11 protein-coding genes are annotated in these 12024 nt (G+C 74.1%); 6 read left to right on the plus strand and 5 right to left on the minus strand.

The features are described 5' to 3' along the window. Nucleotides 1-108: 108 nt before the first annotated feature. Together ABTY20_RS29195 and ABTY20_RS29200 are read right to left on the minus strand one after the other, a co-directional pair. A complete protein-coding gene (locus ABTY20_RS29195; protein WP_352000081.1) occupies nucleotides 109-2184 on the minus strand; it encodes a helix-hairpin-helix domain-containing protein in 2076 nt (691 codons plus the stop codon). Beyond that, on the minus strand, nucleotides 2181-3167 hold the full coding sequence (locus ABTY20_RS29200; protein ID WP_352000082.1) for an aldo/keto reductase: 987 nt from the start codon (nucleotides 3165-3167) through the stop codon (nucleotides 2181-2183). The genes ABTY20_RS29195 and ABTY20_RS29200 overlap by 4 nt, the downstream gene beginning before the upstream one ends. 183 nt (nucleotides 3168-3350) lie before the next feature. On the opposite strand from ABTY20_RS29200, the gene ABTY20_RS29205 reads away from it, so the two are divergent. Together ABTY20_RS29205 and ABTY20_RS29210 are read left to right on the plus strand one after the other, a co-directional pair. After that, entirely contained in the window at nucleotides 3351-4406 is a 1056-nt protein-coding gene (locus ABTY20_RS29205) for an LLM class F420-dependent oxidoreductase (RefSeq protein ID WP_352000083.1), read from the plus strand. Nucleotides 4407-4632: 226 nt separating this feature from the next. Then, nucleotides 4633-5421, plus strand: a complete 789-nt coding sequence (locus ABTY20_RS29210) for a ferritin-like domain-containing protein (RefSeq protein ID WP_352000084.1) — start codon at nucleotides 4633-4635, stop codon at nucleotides 5419-5421. A 15-nt stretch (nucleotides 5422-5436) separates the two neighbouring features. Here the strand turns inward: ABTY20_RS29210 and corA are convergent, their stop codons facing one another. Then, nucleotides 5437-6432 (minus strand): magnesium/cobalt transporter CorA, encoded by a 996-nt coding sequence (corA, locus tag ABTY20_RS29215; protein ID WP_352000085.1) that lies wholly within the window; start codon nucleotides 6430-6432, stop codon nucleotides 5437-5439. A gap of 62 nt (nucleotides 6433-6494) precedes the next feature. Between corA and ABTY20_RS29220 the strand changes: the two genes are divergently transcribed. The 4 genes from ABTY20_RS29220 to mshC all read left to right on the plus strand — a co-directional run bounded on the left by ABTY20_RS29220 (nucleotide 6495) and on the right by mshC (nucleotide 10003). Next, nucleotides 6495-7181, plus strand: a complete 687-nt coding sequence (locus ABTY20_RS29220) for a histidine phosphatase family protein (RefSeq protein WP_352000087.1) — start codon at nucleotides 6495-6497, stop codon at nucleotides 7179-7181. Nucleotides 7182-7282: 101 nt separating this feature from the next. Continuing rightward, nucleotides 7283-7873, plus strand: a complete 591-nt coding sequence (locus tag ABTY20_RS29225; RefSeq protein WP_352000089.1) for a DUF3090 domain-containing protein — start codon at nucleotides 7283-7285, stop codon at nucleotides 7871-7873. Continuing rightward, nucleotides 7837-8670, plus strand: a complete 834-nt coding sequence (locus ABTY20_RS29230) for an SCO1664 family protein (RefSeq protein ID WP_352000090.1) — start codon at nucleotides 7837-7839, stop codon at nucleotides 8668-8670. Before ABTY20_RS29225 ends, ABTY20_RS29230 begins: the two co-directional genes overlap by 37 nt. A gap of 103 nt (nucleotides 8671-8773) precedes the next feature. Next, nucleotides 8774-10003: a cysteine--1-D-myo-inosityl 2-amino-2-deoxy-alpha-D-glucopyranoside ligase gene (gene mshC / locus ABTY20_RS29235; RefSeq protein WP_352000092.1), complete on the plus strand. Its 1230-nt coding sequence runs from the start codon at nucleotides 8774-8776 to the stop codon at nucleotides 10001-10003. Between the two features lie 51 nt (nucleotides 10004-10054). On the opposite strand, the gene ABTY20_RS29240 is transcribed toward mshC, so the two are convergent. Both ABTY20_RS29240 and ABTY20_RS29245 read right to left on the minus strand, forming a co-directional pair. Next, the gene (locus tag ABTY20_RS29240) at nucleotides 10055-11065 is read right to left on the minus strand and encodes a PAC2 family protein (protein ID WP_352000094.1); all 1011 of its coding nucleotides are present in this window, start codon (nucleotides 11063-11065) and stop codon (nucleotides 10055-10057) included. Nucleotides 11066-11190: 125 nt separating this feature from the next. Further along, entirely contained in the window at nucleotides 11191-11862 is a 672-nt protein-coding gene (locus tag ABTY20_RS29245) for a FadR/GntR family transcriptional regulator (protein WP_352000096.1), read from the minus strand. Nucleotides 11863-12024: the final 162 nt, after the last annotated feature.

Consider the following 12024-nt stretch of genomic DNA (forward strand, 5'->3'; position numbering starts at 1 on the left):
TGGGCTTGGCCGGCCGGTGTTGGGGGGGCGGGCGGTGCGGGCGGGGGGCGCCGGGGGCCCGGGGGGGGCGGCGCCCCCGGGGGCCCCCCCCCCGCCCACGGGGCCGGTTCAGCCCTCCGCCACCGGGACCTGCGGGACCTGCGGGGCCAGCAGCACCGGCAGCCGGGTGGTCCGGGGCTTCGCCGCCACCTCGGCCACGGCACGCGGCAGCGCCTGCTCCACGCCGTGCACCACGGACAGGTGCCGGTCGGCCCGGCTGAACGCCGTGTACACCCAGGGCCGGCTCAGCGCCTGCGCGGCGTCGCCGGGCAGCACCACGACCACCGCGGGCCACCGGCAGCCCACCGCCTGGTGCGCGGTCAGCGCCCACCCGTGCCGCACGGACGACTCCACCCGCTCCCTCGGCACGACGACCCGCTCGCCCCCGCACTCCAGGTGCAGCCCCTCGGCGTCGGCCTTCACCACGCGGCCCGGCAGCGTACGTCCCGGAGCGGGGGAGTGGACGACCCGGTCGCCGGGGTCGAACCCGCCGAAGCGGCCCGGCCCCGGATTCAGCCGCTCCTTCAGCGCCGCGTTCAGCACCCGCGTACCGGCCGCGCCCCCGTGCCCGGGGGTGATCACCTGGGTCTCCTCGGCCGGTACCCCGATGGCGCGCGGCACCGAGTCCACCACCAGCTGCACGGTCCGGTGCACGGCCTCTCCCGCGTCCCGCACCGGCACGATCACGACCTCCTTGCCGGGCGCCGCCACCTGGTTCAGCTCGCCGACCCCGATGCCCGAGACCAGCTCGCCCAGCGGCCCGGGATCCGGTCGCCGCGAGGCGATCTGCGGGCAGACCCGCGCCGCCAGCAGATCCGCGAACACCCGCCCGGGCCCCGCCGACCACAACACCCCCGGATCACCGGTCAGCACCAGCCGTGCCCCGTCCGGCAGCGACTCCGTCACCAGCGCGGCGGTCTCGACATCCAGCTGCGGGGCGTCGAGCACCACCAGCAGATCCACCTCCAGCGCCCCGTCGGCGTCCCGCCCCGGTCCCTCGGCGCCGGACAGCAGCCCCGCGACGGTGGCGACACCGGCCCCTCCGACGAGGCCCGCGAACCGGTCCCGGCCCACCGGGCCGTGGGCGGCGGCCCAGACCCGCAGTCCCAGCCCCCGAGCGGCGTCCACCAGGGCCGCCGGCTCGGCCAGCGAGGCCTCCCCGCCGGTGTGCAGCACCAGTCCGTGCCCGGCGACCGCCCGGATCAGCTCGCCCGCGGAGCCCTCCGCCGAGGCGGCCGCGCGCTCCCACCCCTCGTCCGTGCCGTCCCGCCCGGTCACGGAGTCGGCCAGCCGGGCCAGCCCGTCGGCCAGGCTCTCCTCGGCCAGCGCGTACCGCTCCAGTCCCACCAGCACCCGAACCGGCCGCTCCTGGTCCTCCTCCACGGCACCGGCGTCGCCGACGGCGTCCTGGAACAGGAGCACGTCCCCCTCCGAGGCGGCGTTCTCCACCACCTCCTCGGGCTCCGGCACGCCCTGCCGTCCCAGCGCGGCGACCAGCGCGGCCATGTCCAGCGCGGTGTGCCCGGCGAGCGCGGCCTGCTCCAGCAGCCACACGGCGACCGCCCGGCCCCGCCGCTCGTCGTCCGGTCCGGTCCCGGCGCCGAGCAGTGTCCGGGCGAACCCGTCCGCCTGCTCGGGCCGCACCCCGGCGACCCGCAGCAACTGCCAGGGATCGGCGCGCAGCAGATCGGCGCCCCCCTCCCCGAACACGTCGGCGGCCCGCACGGCGAGCCCCTCCGGCGCGCCCCCCTGGACCAGTACCTCCCGCACGGCCTCGACGGCACCGGCGGCCGGGACCACCGGGCCCGGGGCCGCCGCAGGCGCCCGTCGCACGGGCTCGGGAGCGGCCGCCCGCCGCGGCGCGGGCCCGGTCTCCGCGACCACCGCGGCGGGCGGCTTCTCACCGCTCTCCACGGCCCGTACGGCGGCCAGCAGGTCGGCGGCCGTGCCGCTCAGCTTGCCGCCCGCCTCGATCGGGCCCCGCCGCTCCGCCTTCCGCCGCTCGATCCGCTCCCGCTCCACGCGCTGCGCGGCCAGCTCGGCCTCGGCCTCGGAGACCTGCGCGGCCTCGGAGGCCTGCGCGCCCTCGGCAGGCGTCCCCGGCTCCTCGGCGTCCTCCGCGGTCTCGGACGGCTCCGTGCTCACAGCGTGCTCCAGTCGTGATCGGGATAGCGGTGCACCGGCGCCGACACGTCGTCGAGCGCCCGGCAGATCTCGTCAGGAAGACTAAGGGCCTCCACCGACAACGCCGCCGTGAGCTGCCGCGCGGTGCGCGCGCCGACGATGGGGGCGGCCACACCGGGCCGGTCACGGACCCAGGCGAGCGCCACCTGCAACGCGGTCACGGCGAGCCCGTCCGCCGCCGTGGTCACGGCGTCCACGATCCGGCTCGCCGCGTCGTCGAGATACGGCGCGACGAACGGGGCGAGGTGCTCCGAGGCGCCCCGGGAGTCCACCGGCGCGGCGTCGTTGCGGTACTTGCCGGTGAGCACGCCCCGGCCGAGCGGTGAGGACGGCAGCAGGCCGATCCCCAGGTCGAGGGCGGCGGGAAGGACCTCGCGCTCCACGCCCCGCTGGAGCAGCGAGTACTCCATCTGGGTGCTCGCCAGCCGGGTCCGCGCCCCCGGCGCGGCGAGCTGCCAGGTCGCCGCCTTGGCCAGCTGCCAGCCGCAGAAGTTGGAGACACCGGCGTAGCGCACGCGCCCGCTGCCGACGGCGATGTCGAGGGCGGCGAGCGTCTCGTCCAGCGGGGTGGCGGGGTCGTAGGCGTGGACGTGCCACACGTCGACGTAGTCGGTGCCGAGGCGGGCGAGGGAGGCGTCCAGGGCGGAGAGCAGGTGTCCGCGCGATCCGTCGGACCGGCGGTCCGGGTCGGGAACGCTCCCGGCCTTCGTGGAGATGACGAGGTCCCGGCGCGGCACGAGCCCGTCCATCAGCTTGCCGAGCAGGTACTCGGCCTCTCCGTCGCCGTACACGTCGGCGGTGTCGACGAGGGTGCCGCCGGCTTCCCAGAAGGTCTTCAGGAGGTCCGCGGCGTCGTGCTCGTCGGTGTCCCGACCCCAGGTCAGAGTCCCGAGTCCGATCCGGGACACGCGCAGGCCGGTACGGCCGAGATGCCTCTGCTCCATGAACGCCGAGATTACTGGCCGGAGCCTCGGGCGTGGGGAGCCTGTGGACAACGGGTCCCCCGAGGGAGCGGCCGCCCCGGCCCCCGCCGGACCGGCGGTCGCGCCGCGGGCGTCCCGCGGGACCGCCGGAGGTATAAGGTCTCCGCACAAACGACGTTACTCATCGGTAAGGGGAAAGCCGCCATGCAGCTAGGGATCAACCTCGGCTACTGGGGTGCCGGAATGGACGCGGACAACCTCGCCGTGGCCCAGGAGGCGGACCGCCTCGGCTACGCCGTCTGCTGGGCCGCGGAGGCCTACGGCTCCGACGCCGCCACCGTCCTCACCTGGGTCGCCGCCCAGACCCACCGCATCGACGTCGGCTCGGCCATCTTCCAGATCCCCGCCCGCCAGCCCGCGATGACGGCGATGACGGCGGCCACCCTGGACTCCCTCTCCCGGGGCCGCTTCCGCCTCGGCCTCGGCGTCTCCGGCCCCCAGGTCTCCGAGGGCTGGTACGGCGTCGCGTTCGACAAGCCCCTCGCCCGCACCCGCGAGTACGTCGAGATCGTCCGCAAGGCCATGACCCGCGAACGCCTCTCCTACGAGGGCGAGCACTGGACCCTCCCGCTCCCCGGCGGCCCCGGCAAGCCCATCAAGCTCACCGTGCACCCCCAGCGCGAGCACATCCCCCTCTACATCGCCGCCATCGGCCCGAAGAACCTCGAACAGACCGGTGAGATCGCCGACGGCGCCCTGCTGATCTTCCCCTCCGCCGACCACCTCGAGGACACCGCCGTCAAGCACCTCCGGGCCGGCCGCGAGAAGGCCGGCAAGACCCTCGACGGCTTCGACATCTGCCCCACCGTCCCCCTCGCCGTCGGCGACGACAAGGACGTCACCACCCTCGCCGACACCTTCCGCCCGTACACCGCGCTGTACGTCGGCGGCATGGGCAGCCGCAAGCAGAACTTCTACAACCAGCTCGCCCGGCGCATGGGCTACGAACGCGAGGCGGCCGAGATCCAGGACAAGTACCTCGCCGGAGACAAGCAGGGCGCGGCCGCGGCCGTCCCGCACGACCTGATCGACAGGACCACCCTCCTCGGTTCGGTCGACCGCATCGCCGACCGGATGAAGGCCTACGCCGCCGCCGGGGTCACCACCCTCACCCTGGCCCCGGCCGGCTTCACCCTCGACGAGCGCCTCGCCTCCCTCCGCGCCGGCACCGAGGCCCTGGAACGCGCGGGTCTCGCGTAGCCGCACGGCCGTGGCGGGGCCCGGGCGCCCGCCCCGCCACGGCCGTCGCGCCCACGACGACGCCCCGCCCGGCCGTGCTCCCGGGCCCCTGCCCGTACCCCTTCCGGCGGAGTCGCCCGCCCCACCTGTTGCCGCCCCCCGCTCCGCGCACTTGACTCGTTCTTCGCGGAGCCGCGGAGAGCGGAGACCCCGCGGAGAGCGGAAAGCCGCGGAGAGGTGGCCCACCATGCTTTCGGCCAGGAGCCTGTTCCAGGAGATCGTCGACAACGACGAGTCCTTCGCCCTGTTCTGCTCCATCGCCGCGAGCGGCGAGTCGCAGGGCGGCTGGGAGAACGCCCGTATCGCCGCGCTGGTCCCCGAGACCCAGCGCGCGCTCGCCCCCAGGATCACCAGGCACGGCGCCGACGAGGACAAGCACGGCCGCATCTTCGCCGCCCTGTTGAGGAAGCGCGGCCTGGAACCCGTCCCGGTCCCCCCGGAGACCGACTACACCATGCTCCTGGAGAACCACGGCATCGGCCTGGCCCACGCCCGGCTGAAGCGCGACGAGCCGCTCACCGTCCGGGACATCGTCACCTACCTCGCCCACAGCAGGGTCACCGAACAGCGGGCCTCCGAGCAGATGGCCCTGCTCCGCAAGCACTTCGCCGACCACCCCGACCTCGGCCGCGCGGTCAGGATGATCTCCGACGACGAGGACAACCACCTCGCCTACTGCCACGAGGAGCTGCTGCGCCTCGCGCACGCCGGGCACGGCCGCGCCATCCAGCGCACCCTGCGCACGTGCGCGCTCGCCGAGATCCGTGTCCACCGGGACGTCAGCCTGGCGGTGATGGCCCGCATGGGCCGCATCCTCGGCTGGTCCGCGCCCAAGGCGGCGGTCCTCGCGGCGGGCATCCGCGCGGCGTACGCGTACGAGCGCCTGGGCGGCTGGCGCCGCATGGTCTCGCTCAGGACGCCCGACCGCCGCGACGCGCTCGGCGGCCCGGCGCACCCGGAACCGGAGTTCGCGTGACCGCGGACGGCCCCCTCACATCCACCCCCGCCGCTTGAACGTCCGGTACAACAGCACCTCCAGCGCCGCCATCACCACGATCACCACCGGATAGGACCACTTCCACCGCAACTCCGGCATGTGCTCGAAGTTCATCCCGTAGACCCCCGCGAGCATCGTGGGGATCGCGGCCATGGCCGCCCACGCGGAGATCTTCCGCATGTCGTCGTTCTGCCGCACGCTCATCTGCGCCAGATGCGCCGAGAGGATGTCCGAGACCAGCCGGTCCAGCCCCTCCACGGACTCGTTCACCCGGGTGAGGTGGTCGTGCACGTCACGGAAGAAGGGCCGCGCGCTGTCCGCCACGAACGGGACCCCCGCCCCGTACGTGCCCACCCCGGCCAGCCGTGTCATCGGCATCGCCAGCGGCCCGGTCGCCCGGCGGAACTCCAGGATCTGCCGCTTGAAGTTGTAGATCCTGGACGCGGTGTGCCGCGAGCCCCCGCCGTCGGGGGTGAAGACCTCCGCCTCCAGCTCCTCCAGGTCGGTCTGCAGCTCGGTCGCCACGTCCAGGTAGTGGTCGACGACGGCGTCGGCGATCGCGTACAGCACCGACGTGGGCCCCTCGCCCAGCAGCTCCGGCTCCCGCTCCAGCCGCTTCCGCACGGCCCCGAGCGGAGTCCCCTCCCCGTGCCGGACGGTCACCACGAACGCGTCCCCGAGGAAGAGCATGACCTCGCCGGAGGAGACGGTGTCGCTCCGCGGCTCGTACACGACCGGTTTCAGGACCACGAAGAGCGAGTCGTCGTACACCTCCAGCTTGGGCCGCTGGTGGGCCTTGAGGGCGTCCTCCACCGCCAGCGGGTGCAGACCGAACTCCTGCGTGACCAGGTCGAACTCGTCCGCCGTCGGCTCGTGCAGCCCGATCCAGACGAAACCCCCCGCCGACCGGGCCTCGTCCAGCGCGTCGGAGAAGTCGTGGGGCCCCTCCGACCGTCTCCCCTCCCGGTAGATGGCACAGTCGACGATCACGAAACGCTTTCTCCCCTCCTGAGGCGGACACACCCCGCAGGCATGCCCCTACCCTGGGCCGCATGCCCACATTGCTCCTGGTCCGGCACGGACGCTCCACCGCCAACACCGAGGGACTGCTCGCCGGGTGGACGCCCGGTGTCGCCCTCGACGACCGCGGCGCCGCCCAGGCCGCCGCACTGCCCGGACGGCTGGCCGGGCTGCCGCTGGCCGAGATCGTCACCAGCCCGCTCCAGCGCTGCCGGGAGACGATCCGGCCGCTGCTGGACGCCCGCCCCGGCCTCGCCCCGCACACCGACGACCGCATCGGCGAGTGCCACTACGGCGACTGGTCGGGCCGCAAACTCGCCGAGCTCAAGGACGAGCCCCTGATGGAGGTGGTGCAGGCGCACCCGTCGGCGGCGGCCTTCCCCGGCGGGGAGTCCATGCGCGCGATGCAGACGCGCGCCGCCGAGGCGGTGCGCGAGTGGAACGCGCGCGTGGAGCGGGACCACGGCGCCGACGCCGTGTACCTCATGTGCTCGCACGGCGACATCATCAAGTCCCTCGTCGCGGACGCGCTCGGACTTCATCTCGACCTCTTCCAGCGGATTTCCGTTGAACCGTGTTCCATCACCGCGATCCGTTACACCCGGCTGCGCCCCTTTCTCGTCCGCCTCGGCGACACCGGCGACTTCGCGTCCCTGGTGCCGCGCGAGGAGCCGCCGGCCGACGACGCCACGGTCGGGGGCGGCGCGGGCGCACCGTGATCGTCGGGCGCAGTAGGGTGAAGCGGTCGCAGCAGTGCGTCCCCGTTTCGGCCGGCCGCCCGTTCCCCAACGCCCACCACGACTCTCAATGGAGACAGGACGTGTCCCGTCAGGTGTTCCTCTACGACCCACCGGAACGTTTCGTGGCCGGTACGGTCGGACTGCCAGGACGCCGTACGTTCTTCCTCCAGGCCTCCGCCGGCTCCCGGGTGACCAGCGTGGCTCTGGAGAAGACGCAGGTCGCGGCGCTCGCCGAGCGGATGGACGAACTCCTCGACGAGGTCGTGCGCCGCAGCGGCGGCAGCGCCTCGGTCCCCGCGATGGCGCCGGCCGAGATCGCCGACAGCGCCCCGCTGGACACCCCCGTGGAGGAGGAGTTCCGCGTCGGCACCATGGCGCTCGCCTGGGACGGCGAGGAGCAGCGCATGATCGTCGAGGCGCAGGCGCTCGTCGAGCTGGACGCCGAATCCGAGGAGGACCTCGCCGAGGCGGAGGAGCGGCTGCTGCAGGACGAGGAGAACGGGCCCCCGATGCTCCGCGTCCGGCTCACCGGTGCGCAGGCCCGGGCCTTCGCCAAGCGCGCCCTCGACGTCGTCAACGCCGGGCGGCCGCCGTGCCCGCTGTGCAGCCTCCCGCTCGACCCGGAAGGACACGTATGTCCGCGCCAGAACGGATACCGCCGCGGAGCGTGACGGCCGCCGACCCGGATGCCGCGGTGCTGCTCGCCGAGGGCGAGCTGACCGTGCGCGGACGCATCCGTGAGGCGTCGAACGCGGCGCTGTACTGCACCGTGACGCACGAGGGCCGGCAGGCCGCGTGCGTCTACAAGCCGGTCGCCGGGGAGCGGCCCCTGTGGGACTTCCCCGACGGCACGCTCGCCGGGCGCGAGGTCGCGGCCCACGCGGTCTCCGAGGCGACCGGCTGGGGTCTCGTCCCGCCCACCGTGCTCCGCGACGGCCCCTACGGCGAGGGCATGTGCCAGCTGTGGATCGAGACGGAGCCCGGCGCGGAACTCCTCGCCCTGGTCGACGGCGAGGAGCCGGAGCCGGGCTGGAGGGCGATCGGCTTCGCCGAGGTCGGTGAAGGCCGCACCGCGCTGCTCGTGCACGCCGACGACGAGCGGCTGCGCCGGCTCGCGGTCCTCGACGCGGTGATCAACAACGCCGACCGCAAGGGCGGCCACCTGCTGCCCACCGCGGACGGCCGGCTGTACGGCATCGACCACGGGGTCACCTTCAACGCCGAGGACAAGCTCCGCACCCTGCTGTGGGGCTGGGCGGGGGAGCCCCTGACCGCCGAGGCGCTGGACGTCCTCGAGGGCCTCAGGGCGGCCCTCACCGACACCGGTCGTCTCACCGCGGCCCTGACCCCCCTCATCACCCCCGCGGAGATCGACGCGACCCGCGCACGCGTCGGGACCCTCCTCGCCACCGGAGTCCACCCGCAGCCGGGCGGCGACTGGCCGGCCATCCCCTGGCCCCCGGTCTGACGGGACCGTGAGCACACCGGGCGGTGCTGCGCAAGAGCGCCTTCCCGGTCATCCGGCCCGCTCCCGTTCGTTTTCCGAACCGCGGTCCGGTTAGGCTCATGACATGCATGCCTGGCCCGCTTCCGAGGTCCCCGTCCTGCCCGGTCAGGGCCGCGACCTGAGGATCCACGACACCGCGACCGGGGGCCTGGTCACCTCCGCCCCCGGTCCCGTCGCCCGCATCTACGTCTGCGGCATCACCCCCTACGACGCCACCCACATCGGACACGCGGCGACCTACAACGCCTTCGACCTCGTGCAGCGCGTGTGGCTCGACACCAAGCGGCAGGTTCACTACGTCCAGAACGTCACCGACGTCGACGACCCGCTGCTGGAGCGGGCCGAGCGGGACGGCGTCGACTGGACCGCGCTCGCCGAGCGCGAGACCGCGCTGTTCCGCGAGGACATGACGGCCCTGCGGATGCTGCCCCCGCGGCAGTACATAGGCGCCGTGGAGGCGATACCCGGCATCGTCCCCCTCGTCGAACGGCTGCGCGAGCTCGGCGCGACGTACGAGATCGACGGCGACATCTACTTCTCCGTGGAGTCCGACCCGCACTTCGGCCAGGTCTCGAACCTCGACGCCGCCGCCATGCGGCTGCTGTCCGCCGAACGCGGCGGCGACCCGGACCGCCCGGGCAAGAAGAACCCCGTCGACCCGATGCTCTGGATGGCCGCCCGCGAGGGCGAGCCGAGCTGGGACGGCGGCTCGCTCGGCCGGGGCCGCCCCGGCTGGCACATCGAGTGCGTGGCCATCGCCCTCGACCACCTCGGCATGGGCTTCGACGTCCAGGGCGGCGGATCCGACCTGGTCTTCCCGCACCACGAGATGGGTGCCTCGCACGCCCAGACGCTGACCGGCGCGTTCCCCATGGCCAAGGCGTACGTCCACGCCGGCATGGTCGCCCTGCACGGCGAGAAGATGTCCAAGTCCAAGGGCAACCTGGTCTTCGTGTCCCGGCTGCGGCGCGACGGGGTGGACCCGGCGGCGATCCGGCTGGCGCTGCTCGCCCACCACTACCGCGCCGACTGGGAGTGGACCGACCAGGTCCTCCAGGACGCCGTGACCCGCCTCGGCCACTGGCGTGCCGCGGTCTCCCGCCCCGACGGGCCGCCCGCCGAGGCGCTGGTCGAGGAGATCCGCGAGGCGCTGGCCAACGACCTGGACGCCCCGGCCGCGCTGGCCGCCGTCGACCGCTGGACCGTCCTCCAGGAGGAGAGCGGCGGCACGGACACCGGTGCGCCCGGTGTCGTCTCCCGCGCGGTGGACGCGCTGCTCGGCGTGGCGCTGTAGCCGGACGCGACGACGCAGGGGCGCCCCGTGGTGAACGGGGCGCCCCTGCGCTCAGTCCTCCGACGACTCGTCGCCGCCGGGGCCCGGTTCCGGGCCCGGATCGGAGTCCGTCCCCGGCTTCGGCGGCTTCGGCGGGCGGGCGCGCCCGCCCGGGCCCTCCCGCCGGTACGACGTACCGTCCGAGCCGTCGGCCGTGGCGTGCCCGCCGGACGGACCCGACGCCCCGTCACGGCGCCGCAGATAGCGCTCGAACTCGCGGGCGATCGCCTCGCCCGACGCCTCCGGCAGCTCGGCGGTGTCCCGGGCCTCCTCCAGCGTCTGGACGTACTCGGCGACCTCGCTGTCCTCGGCGGCCAGTTGGTCCACGCCCACCTGCCAGGCGCGTGCGTCCTCGGGCAGTTCGCCCAGCGGGATCCGCACGTCGATCAGGTCCTCCAGACGGTTCAGGAGGGCCAGCGTGGCCTTCGGGTTGGGCGGCTGCGACACGTAGTGCGGGACCGCCGCCCACAGCGACACCGCGGGGACGCCCGCGTGCGTGCACGCCTCCTGGAGGATGCCGACGATGCCCGTGGGGCCCTCGTACTTGGTCTCCTCCAGATCCATGCGGCGGGCCAGGTCCGGGTCGGACGTGGTTCCGCTGACCGGGACCGGACGGGTGTGCGGGGTGTCACCGAGCAGCGCGCCCAGCACCACCACCAGCTCCACGCCGAGTTCGTGCGCGAAGCCGAGGATCTCGTTGCAGAACGAACGCCACCGCATGGACGGTTCGATGCCGCGCACCAGCACCAGGTCGCGCGGCTTGTCGCCGCCGACCCGGACCACCGACAGCCGCGTCGTCGGCCAGGTGACCTTGCGGACCCCGCCGTCCATGAAGACCGTGGGGCGGTTCACCTGAAAGTCGTAGTAGTCCTCGGCGTCCAGCGCCGCGAACACCTCGCCCTTCCACTCCCTGTCCAGGTGCGCGACCGCGGCGGAGGCGGCGTCACCGGCATCGTTCCAGCCCTCGAACGCGGCCACCATGACCGGGTCGACCAGCTCGGGAACCCCCTCGAGCTCGATCACCCAGCGCCTCCTTCCGACGTGCTCTCGCGTACGTCCCAACCTTACGGCGTACCCGGGGGGCGCCCGCAGCCCCCTCAGGGGGGAGTGCCCCCATCACTGCCCCGCCGCACCTCCGGAAACACCACTCACAGCGTGGACCGCAGCCACTGCTCCACACTCGCGATGTGCACCGTCGACCAGGACCGCGCCGCCTCCGCGTCCCGGTCCCGCAGGGCGGCGAGGATGGCCCGGTGCTCGCGCAGGGTGCGGCCGACCGCGTCCTCCTGGGTGAGCCCGCGCCAGATCCGGGCCCGGGTGGTGGGACCGGAGAGACCGTCGAGCAGGGAGCACAGCACGGAGTTGCCGGAGCCGCGCACGATGCCCCGGTGGAACTCCAGGTCGGCGGCGACCAGGTCCTCCACCGACGGCTCGTCGCCGAGCCTGTCCAACTGCTCCGCCAGCTCGTCCAGTTGCTCCTCACCGATCCGGGTGGCCGCGAGGGCCGTCGCGGCCGGCTCCAGGATGCGGCGGACGGCGAGGAACTCCAGCACCGTGTCGTCGCGGTGGAAGTCGACCACGAAGCTCAGCGCCTCCAGCAGGAGTTGCGGGTCGAGACTCGTGACGTAGGTGCCGTCGCCCTGCCGTACGTCCAGGATGCGGATCAGCGACAGGGCGCGCACCGCCTCGCGCAGCGAGTTGCGGGACAGCCCCAGCCCGGCCGCGAGCTCGCTCTCCTTCGGCAGCCGGGCGCCGGGCCGCAGCGCGCCCGAGACGATCATTTCCTTGATCTTCTCGATCGCCTCGTCGGTCACTGCCATACCGCGCCTCCCTGCGGACCAGACCTCCGATGTATCCAGCCCATTATGTACGGGCCGGGGGGGGGGGGCGCCGGTGGGGGGGCGCCCCCCGCCCCGGGCCCGCGCCCCGGCGGGGGGGGCCGGGGGCGCCTGAAAAACCGTCGGGCCCCGCCAGCACCTCCG

It is taken from the genome of Streptomyces sp. NPDC126497 (genome assembly GCF_040302425.1).
In the GTDB taxonomy this organism is placed as follows: Bacteria; Actinomycetota; Actinomycetes; order Streptomycetales; family Streptomycetaceae; genus Streptomyces.

What these genes read in the sequence shown, in the direction of transcription:
- ABTY20_RS29200 (WP_352000082.1), bottom strand. Translation starts at nt 3,167, where the DNA reads ATGGAGCAGAGGCATCTCGGCCGTACCGGCCTGCGCGTGTCCCGGATC.
- ABTY20_RS29205 (WP_352000083.1), top strand. Translation starts at nt 3,351, where the DNA reads ATGCAGCTAGGGATCAACCTCGGCTACTGGGGTGCCGGAATGGACGCG.
- ABTY20_RS29210 (WP_352000084.1), top strand. Translation starts at nt 4,633, where the DNA reads ATGCTTTCGGCCAGGAGCCTGTTCCAGGAGATCGTCGACAACGACGAG.
- ABTY20_RS29220 (WP_352000087.1), top strand. Translation starts at nt 6,495, where the DNA reads ATGCCCACATTGCTCCTGGTCCGGCACGGACGCTCCACCGCCAACACC.
- ABTY20_RS29230 (WP_352000090.1), top strand. Translation starts at nt 7,837, where the DNA reads ATGTCCGCGCCAGAACGGATACCGCCGCGGAGCGTGACGGCCGCCGAC.
- mshC (WP_352000092.1), top strand. Translation starts at nt 8,774, where the DNA reads ATGCATGCCTGGCCCGCTTCCGAGGTCCCCGTCCTGCCCGGTCAGGGC.
- ABTY20_RS29245 (WP_352000096.1), bottom strand. Translation starts at nt 11,862, where the DNA reads ATGGCAGTGACCGACGAGGCGATCGAGAAGATCAAGGAAATGATCGTC.